A 16,910-nucleotide genomic window follows, 5' to 3' on the forward strand; every position below is an offset into this window, starting at 1 on the left:
GAACGCCGCCCGTCCTGCCTCAAGCATGGATCGGGACGCGTGGCGCGATCAGCTCCCTTTTCGGCCGATCCGCTCGACCCGCTCGCGCACCTCGGCGGCGACGGCGGGCGACACGAACTTGGAGACGTCGCCGCCATAGAGGGCGATCTCCTTCACCAGCCGCGAGGCGATCGGCTGCAATGACACGTCCGCCATCAGGAAGACGGTTTCGATGGCGTCGTTGAGCTGCTGGTTCATCCCCGCCATCTGGAACTCATATTCGAAATCGGCGACGGCGCGCAGGCCGCGGACGATCATCGAGGCCCCTTCCCGCTCGGCAAAGTCCATCAGCAGCGAATCGAAGGAGACGATGCGGACGTTGCCGGGCAGCCCCTCGGTCTCGCGCGTGACCATCTCGAGTCGCTCGTCGAGCGTGAACATCGGCGACTTGGAGGGATTGGTCGTCACGCCGATCACCAGCCGGTCGACGAGGTGGGCGGCCCGGCGAATGATGTCCATGTGGCCCAGGGTGATCGGGTCGAACGTACCCGGATAGACGCCGATTCTCATGCTGCCCCCGCCGCTCGCGCTCAATGGTCCCGCTCCACCGCGAAGCGGGCGACGGCACGAAGCAGGTCCGCTTCGTCGCCGAAGCTTCGAAGATGATCGATCGCCTGCGTCACCAGGGCCTGCGCCTGCTGGCGTGCGCGATCGGCGCCGAGCAGCGAGACGAAGGTCTCCTTGCCCGCCTCCTGGTCCTTGCCGACGCGCTTGCCGGCTTTCTCCTCGCAGCCCTCATGATCGAGCAGGTCGTCGGCGATCTGGAAGGCGAGTCCAAGATCGCGGGCGTAACCGCGAAGGCCGGTGCGCCCTTCCGGTGGCACGCGTCCCATGATCGCCGCTGCCTCCAGGCACCAGCCGATCAGCGCGCCCGTCTTCAGCTGCTGAAGCCGGGTGACGGCGGCAAGATCGAGGGCGAGACCGTCCGCAACCAGATCGATCATCTGGCCGCCGGCCATACCGGCCGGCCCCGCGGCCCGGGCGAGCTCGAGAACCAGCTCGGTACGGACGAAAGGATCCTCGTGGGTCGCCTCGTCGGCGAGCACCTCGAACGCCAGAGCGTGCAGGGAATCGCCGGCGAGGATCGCCGTGCACTCGTCATAGGCGCGGTGGAGCGTCGGCTTGCCACGACGCAGATCGTCATCGTCCATGCAAGGCAGATCGTCGTGGATCAGCGAGTAGACGTGGATGCACTCGACGGCGACCGCCACCCGCACCGCGCGAGCCCGATCGACGTTGAACAGGTCACAGCCGGCGATGACAAGGAGTGGCCGGATACGCTTGCCGCCGCCGATCGCGGCATAGCGCATCGCCTCGTAGAGCCGATCCCGCGGATCGGGCGGGACCGGCAGGAGCCGGTCCATCGCCCTGTCGATCTCACCAGCGACCTCGGCAAGCGCGAATCGAAGCGTGTCGGCCGGCCGGTTCACCGCCCGATCATTCGCCGCCGAACGGCGCGGTGCCGACAGCGCCGCCGTCGCGGCCGAGCTGGATCTGCTCGATCCGCGCCTGCGCCGCCTGCAGGCGCGACTCGCATTGCTGCTTCAGCCGATCCCCCTCGCCGTAAAGAGCGATCGCCTCGTCGAGCGACGCCTCACCGCTCTCCAGCTTGCGCACGATTTCCTCGAGCCGCGTCAGCGCGGCTTCGAAGGAGAGATTCTCGACGTCCTGCAGGTCTTCCCCCATGCGCTTGCAATGATCCCGCGACGCTCGACGGTCAAGCCGACCGAGCCTGCCGATAGTGGTGCACGCCGTCGCGAACCTCGCGCACCGCTTTTCCTTCTACCTCCAGCCGGCGCAGATGGGCCAGCGCCTCGCCCGTGGCGAGACCATAGACGCCGTCGCCGATCTTGCGGCCGAACAGGATGCCGAAGCAGTCCACGGCCCGCCGCGGCTCGGCCAGCGCTTCCTCCAGGGCGTCCAGCCGCCCGCGATGGCCCAGAGCGAGCGCGTCCAGCCGGGCATGGAGCCCGAGGAAAGGCTCGCCGTGCGACGGCAGCACCAGCAGGTTCTCATCCAGCGTCCGCAGCCGTGCGATCGAGTCGAGCCAGTCGCCGAGCGGGTCGGCCTCCGGCTCGCTCAGGCTCAGCGAGACGTTCGAGGTGATACGGGGCAGAACCTGGTCACCGGCGATCATCAATCCGCCGCTCTCGTCGACAAGGCAGACGTGCTCGGGCGAATGGCCGCTGCCGATGACGGCCTTCCAGCTGCGCATGCCGATGCGGAGCGTATCGCCGTCCTGGATGCGGATGTGGGAAACCGGCACCGGGCTGACCGCCGAGGCAAAGCGCCCCCAGCCCTTCTCCACCTCGGCGGCGATCCGCGATTCCTCCCAGCCCGCGGCGCGCCAATATGACAGTGCCTCCGGCGGCGGGGCTTCCCGCACGTCGCTGCTGAGCATCCGGGCGAACAGCCACTCGCCGCGGCTCATCCACAAGGACACTTCGAACCTGGCGGCCAGCCAACCGGCCAGGCCGATATGATCAGGATGAAAATGGGTGGCGATGACTCGGGTGACTGTGCGTCCCCGGAGCGGGCCGGAGAGCAGGGCTTCCCAGGCTTCGCGGGAAGCGGCGAGATCAAGGCCGGTGTCGACGATAGCAATCCCCGCCCCGTCGGCCGGGCCGTCGTCGAGGATCCAGATGTTGATATGGTCGAGCGATCCTGGAACCGGGAGCCGCGCCCAGCCGACACCGTCGGCAATCGCGATCAGCTCGCCCGGCTCCGGGGCCTGCCGGCCCCGCGGATAGGTCAGGCCGCGATGGGTATAGGCTGTTTGCGCCAGCGACTGATCGGGCGACGGCGCATCATTCTCCGCTTGCGATGCGATAGCCTTAGCTCCGGAAGGGATCGACGAAGCCGCTTTGGCCCGGCCCCTCTTCGCCGGCGCCCTCGGCGGAATGCGCCGCCTCGACCTCGCGCGCGGCGGCCTCGCGCTCGGCGCGAAGCTCTTCAATCAGTGCCTCCCGATCGCGAGCGAAACCGGTATCGTTCGCCACCAGGTCGGTTCCGGCCGCCTTGGCCGCCTTGGCGACGGCGGCATCGAGCTCGCGCTGGGAAGTCAGCCCGAGCGTCACCGGATCCTTGGGTTGGATGTTGGCGATGTTCCAGTGGCTGCGGTCACGAATCGCCTGGATGGTCGTGCGCGTGGTGCCGATCAGCTTGCCGATCTGGCCGTCGGACAGCTCGGGATGGTTGCGGATCAGCCACGCGACGCCATCGGGCTTGTCCTGGCGCTTGGAGACGGGCGTGTAGCGGGGGCCCTTGGTACGGATCGCCTTGTCCGGCTCGCGGTGCATCCTGAGGCGATAGGTCGGATCGTCCTGACCGCGCTCGATTTCGTCCATGGTCAGCTCGCCGGACCGCAGGGGATCGCGCCCGGTGAGCTTGGTGGCCGCGGTGTCGTCGGCGATCGCCTGGACCTCGAGAATGTGCAGTCCGCAGAATTCCGCGATCTGCTGAAAGGTCAGGGACGTGCTGTCGACGAGCCAGCTGGCCGTCGCATGGGGCATGAGCGGCTGGGCCACCTTCGAATCTCCATATACAATAAGGGCCGCCCCTCACGGAGCGGCCGGTGCCGTCGTCGATGTAAGACGGGCGCCTGTCGCGTGCAAGCCAAAGCTTGGCGGACGAGTGCTGTGTCGCCGGTTGTTGCCAGCTTCACTCGGCCGACTTATGCCCTGCATCGGAAAGGAATTTCGACGATGTTGCTGACGGCGCTGACGGCGATGGCGATGACCACGAGCGAGCTCCCGCCGCAGCCGATGACGATCGAGATCGTCGCCGACCCCATTACCGATCGGGTGCGCGCCTCGGCCACGCTCCGCGAGGACGGCCATCGGCTCGTGGTGAGCTGCGATCCGTCGCGCTACGACGGCGCCAGGATAGCGGTCCATTCCCGGCGCTGGCTCGCCAGGGGCAACGTCTTCAGCGGCAACCGGCCGATGATCCACCGCTTCGACGATCAGCCGCCCCGGCGGATGATGTGGGACGTTCAAGACCGGCGCGGCCTGCTCACGCGCGAACGGCGAGTGGACTCATTCGTCGATCACCTGCTCGCTTCGGAGACGCTGGTCATCCGCACCTACGACATCGAGCGGCACCGCTTCGACATGATCTTCCGCCTGGAGCAGGTGAGGCCGGCGGTCGAGCAGGTCCTGCAGGCTTGCGAGGCGGATTGGGAGGCGCATCGCAATCCCGAGCGCAACATCTTCAAGCGCTGGTGGCATGAAATGACCGACGGCATCGGCGGCTGAGCCGGGCGGCGCCTTCGGGAAGCGCGGCTCGTCCCGCTTACAGCATGTAGGGCATGATCCGGCGGAACATGGCCTCGCGCGAGGAGACGTCCAGCTTCACGTAGATCTGCCTGATCTGATAGCGGACGGTCTCGATCGACACCTGTTTCTCGGTTGATATCTCGTCGGCGGTCCTGCCGTCGAGAAGCAGGAGCAGGACACGGTGCTCCGCCCGGGTAAGGCCGAACACCTTGCCGAAATCGGCATATTGCGGTGTCTGGACACTGCTCCGGTAAAACTGGATGCCGATGCTGCGCTGGCCCAGGGACCGGCCGACGAGCTGCGCGCGCAGGAGGACGTGCCCGTCATGGTCCTCGCAAGGCAGGGCGATCGTCGCCGGGCCCTCCACGGCCTCGCGAACGAGACCGTCCAGATCGTCGGCATGGATCGGATTGGTCGCGGCAAGGCCGCCGTCGCGCACTTCCAGCTCGCGGCGCGCCGAGAGCTCACGGTCGGCGGCTTGATTGGCCCAAAGAATCATCAGCCTATCGGTGACGAACAGCCGGGGCTGCGCGTCGCGCATGATCCAGTCCATGGCGAGAGCCGGCACGTGGCTCCCCGAACGGCTTGAAAGTCCGTCCATTGCGCGCCCCCTTTGTCCCGTCGCGCGGGACGGGACTACCATATCGACTAAAGACGCGGTTTGAAGACCGTAGTCTTGCGGTGTCGCCGATCGGAAGCAGCGGGGTGAGCGGCAAGATCCTCGATTTCCGGCCGTCGAGCGGAGCGCTGGCCTCACCGCCGCGCAAGAACGGATTCGCGCCTCAGGGCTGATCGGATGCGCGCGCGACGATCTCGTAGGGTTCGCCGCCCGCAGGTTCGAACCGCAGCCGGGCGGTCCATCCCTCGGCATTTCCGAGCGTGAGCGACATCAAGGTGGCGGCACGTCCAGGCGCCAGGTCCACCGTTCCGCGCTGGGCGGTGCGGTTGCCGCCGCTGGCGGGGTCGCTCTGGACATCGAGCGAGTATCGGCCGCGGACCGCCACCGGCGACTCACCGACAACGCTGAGACGGACGCCGCCGGCGCTTTCCTCCGAGACGAGCCGCACCGGAGGCTCGGCCGCGGCCGCACCAGTCGCGCTCATCGGCGAGAGACTGGCGAGCAGAAACAGGATGTGCATCTTTCGGGTCCTTCCCGTCTCATGGGTTCGGCGGGCTTCCCTGTATCCCGCTCACGATCGCCTCGATGATGGCGGCCGAGGGCTGAGACGGAAGTTCCGGTTCGGGCGGCGGCGCCGGTTGCGCGATATCGTTGAGGACGATCGAGGCGACGCCCTGTTCCTCCAGCGAATTGGGATCGCCGACATTGCTGGCGAGCCGGCGAGCCGCCCCCTCGGTCGAAGCCGCCCGCTCCGCCCTCTGCTGATCGATCAGCAAACGCTGCTCGGCAGACAGGACCGGTTCCGGACGCTCGAATTCGGCCGACCGGGTCTCGATCACCCGAGCACATTCCGGCCGGCGTTCTGCGCGAGCCTCGGCCGCCGGATCGCAACGATCCGCGCCTTCGACCCGGGCGACCGCCGAGGTCCTCCCCTCGCTGGGCCGGGAGAGCGGCGCCGAGGGCAAAGCGGTTCGGCCGCCTTGATAGAGCTGCGACGGCGAGGGCATTGGCTCGTCTTCGTGCGTAAGCTGGGGAAGTGCGTCCCGGCTTTCGCCCGTGCCGCTGATCTGCGTCACCGGGCCCGTGGGCTGAGGCTCGATCGGCGCGGCCGGCGCCGTCGGCGCGGATTCGGTCGCGATCTGTCCGACCACGGCGGACGCGCGGTTCTCGCCGATCTGGTCGACATCGCCGCGCACGGCCTGTCCGGCGGCCGGCACTGCCAGCGCAACGGCGGAAAAGACGGTCATGAGCCTCAGCGGCATCGATTTGATCATATCCGCCACCCTGACGCAGCCCGGGTCGGCCGCGAAGGCTGAACGCTCCACGGCAAAGATGGGCTCATCGGGATGGGCAGCGGCCGCATCGCGGGCCTAGCGCCCTCCGGTCTGAGTGATCTGGATGGCCTGCGCGCCGGTCTGGGCCACGCCGAGGCTCGGCAGCCCGAAGCCGTCCTGGGTCCAGGTGAGGCGGTTGCCGTCGCCGGTCTGGCTCGCCGCCATCTGGTTGCCGTCGCCCTGCTGGGTCAGCACCGCTTGATTGTCGCTCCCGTCCTGGGTGAGCGCCATCACGTTCTGGTTGCCGACCTGCGTGAGGATGGCGCCATTATGCGCTCCGGGTGTCGCATTCTGCTGCGCCGCCGCCTGATTGTCCTGTCCCGACTGGGTCAGAGTGAGAAAGTTGCTGCCCGGACCGTCCTGGACGATCGCGGCCCGGTTGCGATCACCGGACTGAACGACCTCCGAATAGGCGATGCCGTCGCCGCGCTGGTCGACCACCGCCTCGTTGCGCTCGCCCTCCTGGCGAACATTCGCATAGGCGTTGGGTGCGGACTGGCTGACTTGGACTGTGTGGGACTGGCCGATCTGCGTCACATAAACGCCGCGACCTTCGACGACCGGCATGCCTGCTCCCCCGGCGGGCGCGCCGCCGCTCTGTGCCAAGGCCGGCGCCGCAGCGACAGCGATCGGAATCAGGAAAGGCGAGAGCATACGCATGATCTACTCCAAAACGGATGGGGCAGCACGAAGTTCGTGCTGCCCCGTCCAAGGTCGTCAGGGCGTAGGCGAACCCTGCGTCACGATCGCGACATGGCCGGTTCCGGCCTGGGTCACGTTCGAGGTGTTGCCGTCCGAATACTGACCGACGGTGGCGCTGTTTCCGGTCCCGGACTGGATGATGAACGAGTCGTTGCCGTTGCCGTCCTGGGTGACGTTGGCGGTGTGACCCGAGCCGCTCTGGTCGATGTCCGACAGGTTCAGGTCGCCGGCCTGACTGGCGACGGCATACTGATCCGAGCCGGTCTGGGTCGTCGTCGCGTCATTGTCGCTGCCGCCCTGGGTGATCGACGCATAATGGTCGGACCCTGAGTTGGTGCCCTGGTCGATCAGCGCCGAGTTGAGGTCGCCGATCTGCTCGACATAGGCGTCCTGCTGCTCGCCGCGCTGGACGACCTCGGCTTCGTTGCCGTCGCCCGACTGGATGATGCGGGCGTCATGGTCGCTGCCCGCGCCGAGACCGAAGATGATCTGGTCACGGCCCTGGTCGACGATGGCGGAATTGCCGCCTCCGGACTGCGTCACTTCGGCATTCTGCTCGTAACCGCGCTGGAGGACGTCGGCGCTGTTGCCGTCGCCCGACTGGGCGACCAGCGCGCGATGATCGCTGCTGATGGCGCCGCCCTGGTCGATCTCGGACAGATTGTCGTTGCCCGACTGATCGACGACGGCTTCGGCCAGCGCGCCGCGCTGGAGGACCGTCGAACCGTTATTGTCGCCCGACTGGGTGACGCTCGCGTCATGGGCGGCGCTGATCGTGCCGCCCTGGTCGACGCTCGACGTGTTGCCGTCGCCGCTCTGCTCGACGAAGGCCGACTGCAGCCCGCCATTCTGGACGATGGTCGACCCGTTGCCAATGCCGCTCTGGATGACGCCGCGAACGTCGGCATCGCTGGCATCGCCAGCCTCGTTGAGCAGGCCGCCCTGGGTCACCGAGGAGGTGTTGCCGTCGCCCGACTGGAGGACGTTGGCGCTGTTCGCGCCGAGGCCCTGCTGGGTGATCGTCGAACCGTTGCCGTCGCCGGTCTGGTCGATGGCGGCGAGATTGGCGCCGCTCGACTGGGTGACGATCGAGCCGTTGTTGACGCCGCTCTGAAGGACATCCGCGCCATTGGTGTTGCCGGACTGGGTGACGAGAGAGACGTTGTCGCTGCCGGTCTGAACCACGGTGGCATCGTCATTGTCGCCGCTCTGGCTGACGACCGAACTGTGGCCGTCGCCGGTCTGCTCGACATCGGCCTCGGCGCCGTCATTGCTCTGGACGACGCTGGAATAGCTGTCGCCGTCCTGCGTCACGTTGGCCCGGTTATTGTCGTCGCTGCTGCCGGTGCCATTGTCCTGGTCGATGAAGGACTCGGCGCTGTCGCCGCTCTGGGACACGGTGGCCGCGTTGTTCGCACCACCCTGCTGGACGGTGGAGAGCCCGTTCGAGCCGCTCTGGCCGACGGTCGCCTGGCCGCCGCTGCCGGTCTGGTTGACGAGCGAGTTGTTCGACTGCGCCAGCGCCGGAGCGGCGGTGAGCAGAGCCAGCGTCGACACGCTGGCGAGGATGATCTTCTTCATGGTCAATTACCTTCCCCAAAAAATACCGGGTCGGCGCCCACCGGACGCCGACCCTGTTCCCTTAGATTCCGCCGCCGGGCGTGCCCTGTGTCACGGTGGCGACATTGCCCGTGCCCGACTGGGTCACGGTCGAGACGTTGCCGTTCGAATACTGGCCGACGGTGGCGATGTTGTCGGTGCCGCCCTGAGTGACCAGCGAGCCGTTGCCGATGCCGGCCTGCTCGACGAGGGCGACGTTGCCGTCACCGCCCTGGAGGACGTCCGACTCGTTCGACTCGCCGCCCTGAGTGACGGTGACGAGGCCGTTCGACCCGGTCTGCGAGACGAAGCTGTCCGCGGCGAGGCTGCCCGATTCCTGCGTGACCAGAGCGGTATTGGCCGCCCCGGACTGCTGAACGTCGGAAAGGCCGTCCGTGCCCAGCTGATCGACCGTCGCGCTGGAGCCGCCGGCCGCCGCCGTCTGCACGACCGTCGACAGGTTCCCGTCGCCGATCTGGCTGACATAAGCGTCCGAATCCGACTGCTGTCCCACGGAAGAGTCGTTGTTCTCGCCCTCCTGCGTGACTTCCGCCGTCGCCGACGCCCCCTCCTGCGTGACCGAGGAGTCGTTGTCGTCGCCGTCCTGGCTCACCAGGGCCGAATTGTCGCCGCCGGACTGCAGCACGCCCGACATGTTGCCGAAGCCGCTCTGCGTGACCTCGGCGAACTCGTTCGCGCCCTGCTGGTCGATCGTCGACAAATTCTCGTCGCCGGTCTGGCTGAGGGTGGCCGACGAATCGGCACCGGACTGGGCGATGAGCGACACGTTGGTCGGCGCATTTTCGGGAGCGCCGAGATTGGCACCGCGCTGGGTGACCGAGGCGCTGGCGCCGTCGGCGGTCTGGGTGATCCGCGACGCGTTACGGGCGAAGTTGCCCGACGTGCTGCCCTGGTCGACAGTCGCCGAGGCGCTGGCCGTCTGATCGACGATCGACGTGTTGTAGACGCCCGACTGGGTCACTTCGGCCACGGCACCTGCACCGCTCTGATCGATGCTGGATCGGTTCAGGATGCCGTTCTGATCGACCATGGCGCTCGCACCTTCGGCCGACTGGTCGATCAGCGAGACGTTGTTCGCATAGGACGTGCCAGCGGACGACGGCGGCAGGGTGTCGCCATCCCAGCTGCGCGGCCCGAGATTGTTGACGCCGCCGCCCTGAGTGACGCTCGCGGTCGCGCCGGCGCTCTGGGTGACGCTGGACGTGTTACCGTCGCTCGCCTGGAGCACGTCGGCCGTGGCGTTGGCTCCCGACTGGCCGACGAACGAATTGTTGCTGTCGCCGGTCTGGGTGACGGTGGCGACATTGTCGGTATTGCCCGACTGGGCGACCCCGGAATCGTTGAAGTCGCCGGTCTGGGTGACCGTGGCGGTGTCGCCGCTGCCCGACTGGACGACGCTCGACAGGTTGGACTCTCCGGTCTGCGCCACGGTCGCATCATTGTCGTCGCCCGACTGATCGACATACGAATCGTTGAGCGTGTCGTTCTGGGTGACCAGCGCCGTGTTCAGCTCCCCGCCCTGGTTGATGTACGACAGATTGTCGTCGCCCGTCTGGACCAGAGTGGCGTTCTGGACGGCCGGCTGATCGTCGCTGTTCTGGAAGATGTCGGACGCGTTGCCCTGGCCGGTCTGGGTGACGCGGACTTCCGAACGATTGGCGCCGGCGCCGCCGCGCGACTCCTGCTGCACGTTCGAGAAATTGTCGTCGCCGGTCTGGGTGACGTTGGCGGTGGTGTAGGTGGCGGGATCCTGATCGACGATCGAGCTGTTGCCGCTGCCGGTCTGGATGACCCCCGCCGCCGAACCGTTGAGCGCGTTGCCGGCCTGGTTCGAATTGCCGTTCTGGCTGATCAGCGAGTCGTTGCCGTCGCCGGTCTGACGGACCTCGGCTTCCTGCGAGGTGCCGTTCTGCGACACCACGGAATTGCTGGCACCGTCCTGGATGACTTCCACCTCGTTCCGGTCGGAACCGGACTGGGTGACCTCGGAAGCGGCGCCGGCGCCGCTCTGGCGGACGCGGACCTCGTTCTGGTCGGTGGTGTTTTCGCCGTCGCCGCTCTGAGTGACGGTCGAGATGGCGCTGCTGCCGCTCTGGGCGACATCGGCGCTGTTGAAGCCGCCCGATTGGGTGACCGTGCTGTCATTGTTCTGCGCGAGCGCCGGAGCGGCCGCGAGCAGCGCGAGCGTCGATACGCTGGCGAGAGTGAGCTTTCTCATTCGGATTTCCTTTCAGGCTACAGCGGAAAGGCGGCCGGCGCCGAAGCGCCGGCCGCCCATCTCCGGATCAGAGCGGGTTGCTGCCCTGGGTAACCGTGGCGCTGTTGCCAGTGCCGGTCTGGGTGACCGTCGACGTGTTGCTGTCCGAATACTGGCTGACGTCGGCGGTGTGGCCGCTGCCGGTCTGCGAGATGTCGGACAGGTTGTCGCTGCCCACCTGGGACAGCGTGGCGCTGTTGTCGGCGCCGTTCTGGAAGATGTCCGAGTCGTTGAAATCGCCGTCCTGGCTGGCGCTGGCGAAATTCTCGGACGAGGCACCAGCGATGAGCGAATTGGTCTGGTTGATCAGGCTGGTGTTGTTGCTGCCTTCCTGGCTGGACGAGGCCGACATCAGGCGAGCGCTGACGGTGCCGCTACCGCCATATTGGTTGATCGTGCTGCTATTGTCGTCACCGCCCTGGCTGATGGACGCACTGGCCACGCGCGGATCAGTGCCACCGACCGGATTCGGCGCGTTGCTGACGCTCTGGGCGATCGTTGCCGTGTTGTTGCTGCCGATCTGATCGACATAGGCGTCGGAGAGCTGGCCCGACTGGGTGACCATCGCGTCATTGTCGTTGCCGCTCTGGTCGATGCCGACCAGGCCGATATTGTCGCCGGCCGAATTGTCGAAGCCGGACTGGCTGACGTTCGACAGGTTGTTGTTGCCCGACTGGTCGACGTTGAGGTCGCCCGAAGAGCCGCTCTGGCTGGCATTCGACACGTTCGAGTTGCCGCTCTGGTTGATGTTCGCCTGCTGACCATTGGTCTGGAAGTCGTTGCCATTGCTGCGGCCCTGGGTCAGCGTCGACTGGTTGTCGGTGCCGCTCTGGTCGACCGTGGCGTAAGAGTTGACCGAGGTCTGCTCGACGCTGGACGTGTTGGAAGCGCCCGACTGATTGACGTTGGCGTAGCCGCCGGCGTCGTCCTGCTGGAGGATGGTCGAGGTCTGGTCGGCACCGCTCTGGTCGACGATCGCGGTGGCGGTCGACGCGCTCTGGGTCACCGTCGAAGTCTGGTTGGTGCCCTCCTGGTTCACATTCGCCGAATTGCCGGAGCCGCCCGACTGCAGGACCGTCGAATCGTGGCCGGTGCCGTCCTGGTTGACGATCGCCTCGTCGTCGCTGCCGGACTGGTCGACGAGCGACAGATTGTCGGTGCCGTTCTGGGTGACGCCGGCGCTGTTGCCGTTGCCGCTCTGCGCGACGTCGGAACCATTGTTGATGCCGTCCTGGCTGACGTCGGCGCTGTTGTCGTCGCCGCTCTGGTCGAGGTCGGACGAATTGTCCGTGCCGTCTTGCGTGACGCCGGCAAGGTTGTCGTCGCCGGTCTGCAGGACGTCGGAGGCATTGCCCGAACCGCCCTGGTCGACGGTCGCCGACGAGTTGTTCCCGCTCTGCTCCACCGTCGAGACGGCGTCGCTTCCGGACTGCCCGACGACGGCGGTATTGGCGCTGCCGCCCTGATCGACGGTCGAGCTGTTGTTCTGCGCAATTGCAGACGTGGCGGCGAGCAGAGCGATCGCCGAGACGGTGGTGTAAATGCTACGCTTCATGGCTGTCATTCCTCACTTAAGGGTGATAACCATGCCCCGCCGGCGCGAAGACGCCGGGCGACATGATCCGAAATACGCTTCACTTCCCTACGCATCGGAGCTGCCACTCCGATGCGTCTCCTTGTGCTCATCATCCTCGCGGAGCTGCCACTCCATGGGATGGGCCTGGCCCCTTGTCTGCGCGACGAACGCCAGGCTGTCCGTCGCCTTCATCGGCCCGCGAGGGGGGGCCTGTCCTCATCTGCTCCCTTCGGGTTGCGCCGGCCGAAGCGCGGCTGAAACTTGCGATGGCGAGACTTCGCGAGCGGGCACTTCACGCGGGCTTACCCGCATGGGCGGAGCGGCACGCGCCGCGTCCATCGCTGCCTCGACCTGCTGCGGGCTGAACACTCCATCCCGCTCCTGCCGGTACCGCCAGACGTGCGGCCAGCCGGCTTCGGCGTCGGCGAAGCCCCAGAGATTGAGATCGACGCCCTCCATGATGAGGGCATAGACCGCCTTCTCGATCGCCTGCTGCAGGGCGACATGATCGGGCTCGTTGACGGTGAAGCCGGCTTCGGCCTCGAGCAGCTCGCGGAAGGCCACGAACCTGAAGGCGCTGCCGCCCAGAGCGTGTGACGCAATCGTCTTCGACGCGGTGACGGTGGTCAGAACCTCGCCTGTGCGCACGGAGATGGCGCGCAGATAGACCGTGACCGTGTCCTGCCGATATTCGGTTCTCCCGCCGATCCCCAGGAAAGCGGCACCGGCGCCGCCCGTCACGGTGTTGGTGTCATAGCTGACGATGCCGCCTTCCAGCAGGACGCCGGCGAACAGCATGGCGGGGAGCGCCTGGGGGTTGACGTTGGTCTCGCCGAGATAGCGCTCGCGCATCTCGCGGATGATGTTGCGCTCGTTGAGCAGGTTGCGAAGCTGCTCGCGCTCCACGATCGTGAACCAAGCGCGATTGCCTGCATCCTGGAGCGCCCGCACGAGAATCGAGGCGCCGCCCTGCGTCACCGCGCGCGACAGCGTCTGCTGACCGTTCTCGGTGGTGCGGAACTGCCCGGTCTGGTCGGCAAAATTGTACACCGCGATCGCGACCGGCCGCGTCGGCGGGGGAAGCTCCATCAATTGCCGCTGGGCCTGCGTCTGCTTCGGATAAACCGCGAGCCGGTTCGTCGCCGGGATGTCAGACGGCGGCTCGCCCGGTCCGCCCACGCTCATGCAACCGGCCGAAAGGAGCGACGCAACAGCCCCAACCAAAAGCCTGAACTTCATTTCGATGCCCCCCGACCTGTTCAGGGGACGTCGACGAAGGTGGGAACGACGATCACGGTCTGCTCGCCGGTCGCGTCGTCGAAGATGGTGATCGTCACCTCCTCGAGGCCGCGAACGAACTCGATCGTCTGGCCGCCGAAGCTGATCGTGCCGCGCTCCTGGGGGTTCTCGCCGAAGATCGCGTCGACGAGTTGCGAGGACAAGGCCGAAAGCAGGCGCGACTGGAGCTGGCGCGCAAAGATGTCCGCCTGGGAAGAGCCGGTGGTCGAGCGCGGATCGCGATAGTCGTTCTGGGCATTGGCGATGCCCAGCAGGTGCGCCGAATTGAACGGGTTGCCGCCGAAGGTCGGGTTGTTGGGCGTGTAGACCAGATCGCTGGCAAGCGCTGGGCCCGCACAAAGGACGCCGGCCAGGATGAAGGCGGCGGTGCGCACTTTCCTCGGGTATGAACGTTCGATTCGATAAGCTACGCTGGACATCTACCCCCCTCCCCGGTTGAGGCAACAGGCCCGACTCGACTCGGCCGTTAACGTTTTGTTTAGATGTGCGGATTGCGTCACGCATCCCCAACATAGGGTATGCCGGGAAATTACGGTAACTGGCCGCATTCGTTTCGGTTACGTGACGGAATTCCGGTCCAGAAGATATCTCCGCACGTCAACGACAGCCAAGACAAACTAACTCTGCGTTGCCTGTCTTGCCAGCAACTCTTCTTGTTGAAGTCCATCCTTGACCTGCGAAGATCGCAGCGACGACGATGAACTGTTCATCGACATTACCCGTGCCTATCAAACGCGTGCATGACATTAGCCACCAGGGTCTATGGATGACGGCCTGCCTCCTCATCCGGGCCGCTGAGGTCCCGAAGCGGCCCTGAGTCGCTGTTCCAGTTTGAGACAAAGCAGAATTGAAAGATTGCGACGAAAACGTCGTGGGGTGCGGCGAAGCTGCAAAACAGGCTGGCGCGCCCTCAGCGCGTGAAGCCGAACCGCTCCATCAGCTCCGCCCGCGTCGCGACCTCGCGTCGGGCACCGGTGACACGCCTCACATGCTCGTAGACGCCTGGAGATGTCTCGCGCCACCAGGGCAAGTCGATCGCGCCCTGTTGCTCGAGATAAGCGAGATACTCGTCGAGAGAATGGAAGACTCGTCCACGGGCATAAGGCAGGTTGGCCACCCCTTCCCCCGATGAAGCGCTCCCCATTTCAGTCTCCGGCGTCGGCGTGCTGCGCCCGGGCGACGTTTCGGCATCCGCCGTGCAGGCCGCGACGAAGAGGGTGGCGGCCGAGATCGCCAGGTTCAGTACGCGCATCTTTCTTCCCATCGAGACCCTGTCCGACCCGACACCGGCCAGACCGATATTTAAGTTTCGGCCAAGTCGACGGCGAGGCTTCCAGCCTCCGATTTGCCCTCCTCAAAATTGAGGACGCGATCGGAGAAGGCCCCCTTCAGGTTCCGCCGCATTCCATAGCAGGTCGACGAAACCTATTGAAATGGTAAATTTTTCGTGTTTCACCTTCGCCGTTCGCCTGATTCCCAGGTCGACCTATTCATTCAATCGGGGGCTCCATTCATGGCATCGCCTTACATTCGCGCAAATGAGTTCGGACAGCTGATCCCTGACGATCATCACCACAAGGCTCCTCTCGAGCCGATAGCCGGCGACTACACGCTGTCGGACCTGTGGAACGTGGCCGCCCCGCCGACCCTTGCCGACGAGCCCAACGGTACCGGAATCGTCGTTGGCGGGTCCGCGAGCGGCGCCATCGATTTCAGCGGCGACGTCGACATCTATTCCGTCACCCTCGTCGCCGGCCAGACCTACAGTGTCTCGCTGCGCGGCACGGGCGCCGCGGCGCTGACCGACAGCTTCCTCCAGATCGGCAGCCCGACCGACACCCTCGTCATCCAGGACGATGACGGCGGCAACGGTCTCTACTCGGTCGTCACCTTCACGGCTTCGGTCAGCGGCACCTACTCGATCGTCGCCAGCTCGTTCGCCAATCCCGGCGATCCCGGGCTGGGGACCTACACGGTCGACGTTTGGCAGCGCGGCGCCGACACGGTGGGCGCCACCAACGGCACCGCAGTCGCGATCGACCTGGGCACGGTCTTAGGGTTCCGCGAGACCGGGACGGACGTCGACCGCTATGCGGTGACCCTTGAGGCCGGCCAGCTCTACACGTTCGAGGTAGCCGGCGGCGCCGACTACAATACCAACTGGCTCTCGGTCCCCACCGGCGAGCTCGATACCATCCTGCGGCTGCGCAATGCCTCCGGGACGATCATCGCGTCCAATGACGACCTCAGCTTCCCGAGCGACATCAGCTCGGGATTCAGCTTCCTGGCGACGGCGTCCGGCACCTTTTACCTGGATGTCACCGCCTATTCCGGCCAGACTGGCGGCTATGTGCTGGACTATGGCCAGGTCGACCTGTCCACGCTCGACCCGCTCGACTCGATCATCTGGGGCAGCGCCGGCAACATGGATCCCGGCGATGACGGCATCCTGACCGTCTATTTCGCCGAGGCCGGCGAGAATTTCGGCGAGACCGGCGACAATGGCGTCGATCCGCTGCCCTCCTTCGGCTGGAACGCGTTCGAGCAGCAGCAGGTGATGCTGGCGCTGGAGGAATATTCGAAGATCCTGGGCTTCGAATATCAGGTCACGACCGATGCCGAGACGGCCGACTTCAGGCTGGTGACGACGACGTCGGAGCAATATGGCGCCTATTTCTACCCGCAGGACCCGACCTACGGCACCCAGCAGGGCATCGGCGCCTTCAACGTCGACAGCGGCGCCTGGACCTTCGATCAGCAGCAGGCGCTGGTCCAGGGCGGCTATGCCTTCGCCGTCATCCTGCACGAGTTCGGCCATGCCCACGGCCTCTCCCATCCGCATGACCGGGGCGGCGGATCCGACGTGATGCTCGGTGTCAGCGGATCGACCGGCAGCTACGGCCTCTACGACCTCAACCAGGGCGTCTACACGGTCATGTCGTACAACGACTCCTTCCCGCGGGGCCCCAATGGCGAGACGCCGTTCACCGTCGCCAATGTCGATAGCGGCTGGTCGGGGACGCTGAGCGCTTTCGACATCGCCGCGCTGCAGGAGCGCTACGGCATCATCAACGCCTATGCGACCGGCAACAACGTCTACGAGCTCGGCGACGCCAATGATCCCGGCGTCTATTACGAGACGATCTGGGATACCGGCGGCACCGACGAGATCCGCTATTCCGGCAAT

The 16,910-nt window shown here is 66.2% G+C and carries 17 protein-coding genes; 2 read left to right on the forward strand and 15 right to left on the reverse strand.

Annotation, left to right across the window (positions count from 1 at the left end; translation table 11 throughout):
* Positions 1-48: 48 nt before the first annotated feature.
* The 5 genes from coaD to DDE10_RS21535 are packed head-to-tail and all read right to left on the reverse strand — an operon-like array spanning position 49 to position 3,566.
* On the reverse strand, positions 49-549 hold the full coding sequence (gene coaD / locus DDE10_RS21515) for a pantetheine-phosphate adenylyltransferase (RefSeq protein ID WP_114954867.1): 501 nt from the start codon (positions 547-549) through the stop codon (positions 49-51).
* A gap of 20 nt (positions 550-569) precedes the next feature.
* Positions 570-1,469, reverse strand: a complete 900-nt coding sequence (locus DDE10_RS21520; RefSeq protein ID WP_284734814.1) for a polyprenyl synthetase family protein — start codon at positions 1,467-1,469, stop codon at positions 570-572.
* Positions 1,470-1,476: 7 nt separating this feature from the next.
* Complete coding sequence (locus DDE10_RS21525) at positions 1,477-1,725, reverse strand: exodeoxyribonuclease VII small subunit (protein WP_114954868.1); 249 nt, start codon at positions 1,723-1,725, stop codon at positions 1,477-1,479.
* 31 nt (positions 1,726-1,756) lie between these two features.
* Positions 1,757-2,941: an MBL fold metallo-hydrolase gene (locus DDE10_RS21530; protein WP_284734817.1), complete on the reverse strand. Its 1,185-nt coding sequence runs from the start codon at positions 2,939-2,941 to the stop codon at positions 1,757-1,759.
* The gene (locus DDE10_RS21535) at positions 2,874-3,566 is read right to left on the reverse strand and encodes a DUF1013 domain-containing protein (protein ID WP_114954869.1); all 693 of its coding nucleotides are present in this window, start codon (positions 3,564-3,566) and stop codon (positions 2,874-2,876) included. Before DDE10_RS21535 ends, DDE10_RS21530 begins: the two co-directional genes overlap by 68 nt.
* Positions 3,567-3,743: 177 nt before the next feature.
* Here DDE10_RS21535 and DDE10_RS21540 point away from each other — a divergent pair, with 177 nt between their 5' ends.
* Positions 3,744-4,295, forward strand: coding sequence for a hypothetical protein (locus DDE10_RS21540; RefSeq protein WP_114954870.1), 552 nt, complete (start codon positions 3,744-3,746; stop codon positions 4,293-4,295).
* A gap of 37 nt (positions 4,296-4,332) precedes the next feature.
* Here the strand turns inward: DDE10_RS21540 and DDE10_RS21545 are convergent, their stop codons facing one another.
* The 10 genes from DDE10_RS21545 to DDE10_RS21590 all read right to left on the reverse strand — a co-directional run bounded on the left by DDE10_RS21545 (position 4,333) and on the right by DDE10_RS21590 (position 14,975).
* Entirely contained in the window at positions 4,333-4,917 is a 585-nt protein-coding gene (locus DDE10_RS21545; RefSeq protein ID WP_162806780.1) for a helix-turn-helix transcriptional regulator, read from the reverse strand.
* A gap of 181 nt (positions 4,918-5,098) precedes the next feature.
* A complete protein-coding gene (csgH, locus tag DDE10_RS21550; RefSeq protein ID WP_114954872.1) occupies positions 5,099-5,455 on the reverse strand; it encodes a curli-like amyloid fiber formation chaperone CsgH in 357 nt (118 codons plus the stop codon).
* A gap of 19 nt (positions 5,456-5,474) precedes the next feature.
* The gene (locus DDE10_RS21555) at positions 5,475-6,209 is read right to left on the reverse strand and encodes a hypothetical protein (protein WP_114954873.1); all 735 of its coding nucleotides are present in this window, start codon (positions 6,207-6,209) and stop codon (positions 5,475-5,477) included.
* A gap of 96 nt (positions 6,210-6,305) precedes the next feature.
* On the reverse strand, positions 6,306-6,929 hold the full coding sequence (locus DDE10_RS21560; protein ID WP_114954874.1) for a hypothetical protein: 624 nt from the start codon (positions 6,927-6,929) through the stop codon (positions 6,306-6,308).
* 57 nt (positions 6,930-6,986) lie between these two features.
* Complete coding sequence (locus DDE10_RS21565; protein WP_114954875.1) at positions 6,987-8,552, reverse strand: hypothetical protein; 1,566 nt, start codon at positions 8,550-8,552, stop codon at positions 6,987-6,989.
* A gap of 61 nt (positions 8,553-8,613) precedes the next feature.
* Positions 8,614-10,809 carry a beta strand repeat-containing protein gene (locus DDE10_RS21570; protein WP_114954876.1) on the reverse strand — a complete coding sequence of 732 codons (2,196 nt, stop codon included), beginning with the start codon at positions 10,807-10,809 and terminating at the stop codon, positions 8,614-8,616.
* Between the two features lie 67 nt (positions 10,810-10,876).
* Entirely contained in the window at positions 10,877-12,403 is a 1,527-nt protein-coding gene (locus DDE10_RS21575; protein WP_162806781.1) for a beta strand repeat-containing protein, read from the reverse strand.
* 237 nt (positions 12,404-12,640) lie between these two features.
* Entirely contained in the window at positions 12,641-13,609 is a 969-nt protein-coding gene (locus tag DDE10_RS21580) for a CsgG/HfaB family protein (protein WP_284734815.1), read from the reverse strand.
* Between the two features lie 74 nt (positions 13,610-13,683).
* Positions 13,684-14,142, reverse strand: a complete 459-nt coding sequence (locus DDE10_RS21585) for a curli production assembly/transport component CsgF (protein ID WP_114954879.1) — start codon at positions 14,140-14,142, stop codon at positions 13,684-13,686.
* Between the two features lie 491 nt (positions 14,143-14,633).
* On the reverse strand, positions 14,634-14,975 hold the full coding sequence (locus DDE10_RS21590; RefSeq protein ID WP_114954880.1) for a hypothetical protein: 342 nt from the start codon (positions 14,973-14,975) through the stop codon (positions 14,634-14,636).
* A 261-nt stretch (positions 14,976-15,236) separates the two neighbouring features.
* Here DDE10_RS21590 and DDE10_RS21595 point away from each other — a divergent pair.
* Positions 15,237-16,910 (forward strand): pre-peptidase C-terminal domain-containing protein (locus tag DDE10_RS21595; protein WP_284734816.1); only part of this gene is annotated, 1,674 nt, incomplete at its 3' end.

The sequence above is a fragment of the Sphingosinicella terrae genome (genome assembly GCF_003347635.1).
Classification (GTDB): domain Bacteria; phylum Pseudomonadota; class Alphaproteobacteria; order Sphingomonadales; family Sphingomonadaceae; genus Allosphingosinicella; species Allosphingosinicella terrae.

What these genes read in the sequence shown, in the direction of transcription:
- DDE10_RS21555 (WP_114954873.1), bottom strand. Translation starts at nt 6,209, where the DNA reads ATGATCAAATCGATGCCGCTGAGGCTCATGACCGTCTTTTCCGCCGTT.
- DDE10_RS21580 (WP_284734815.1), bottom strand. Translation starts at nt 13,609, where the DNA reads ATGAGCGTGGGCGGACCGGGCGAGCCGCCGTCTGACATCCCGGCGACG.
- DDE10_RS21575 (WP_162806781.1), bottom strand. Translation starts at nt 12,403, where the DNA reads ATGAAGCGTAGCATTTACACCACCGTCTCGGCGATCGCTCTGCTCGCC.
- DDE10_RS21560 (WP_114954874.1), bottom strand. Translation starts at nt 6,929, where the DNA reads ATGCGTATGCTCTCGCCTTTCCTGATTCCGATCGCTGTCGCTGCGGCG.
- coaD (WP_114954867.1), bottom strand. Translation starts at nt 549, where the DNA reads ATGAGAATCGGCGTCTATCCGGGTACGTTCGACCCGATCACCCTGGGC.
- csgH (WP_114954872.1), bottom strand. Translation starts at nt 5,455, where the DNA reads ATGCACATCCTGTTTCTGCTCGCCAGTCTCTCGCCGATGAGCGCGACT.
- DDE10_RS21570 (WP_114954876.1), bottom strand. Translation starts at nt 10,809, where the DNA reads ATGAGAAAGCTCACTCTCGCCAGCGTATCGACGCTCGCGCTGCTCGCG.
- DDE10_RS21545 (WP_162806780.1), bottom strand. Translation starts at nt 4,917, where the DNA reads ATGGACGGACTTTCAAGCCGTTCGGGGAGCCACGTGCCGGCTCTCGCC.
- DDE10_RS21540 (WP_114954870.1), top strand. Translation starts at nt 3,744, where the DNA reads ATGTTGCTGACGGCGCTGACGGCGATGGCGATGACCACGAGCGAGCTC.
- DDE10_RS21565 (WP_114954875.1), bottom strand. Translation starts at nt 8,552, where the DNA reads ATGAAGAAGATCATCCTCGCCAGCGTGTCGACGCTGGCTCTGCTCACC.
- DDE10_RS21525 (WP_114954868.1), bottom strand. Translation starts at nt 1,725, where the DNA reads ATGGGGGAAGACCTGCAGGACGTCGAGAATCTCTCCTTCGAAGCCGCG.
- DDE10_RS21585 (WP_114954879.1), bottom strand. Translation starts at nt 14,142, where the DNA reads ATGTCCAGCGTAGCTTATCGAATCGAACGTTCATACCCGAGGAAAGTG.
- DDE10_RS21590 (WP_114954880.1), bottom strand. Translation starts at nt 14,975, where the DNA reads ATGCGCGTACTGAACCTGGCGATCTCGGCCGCCACCCTCTTCGTCGCG.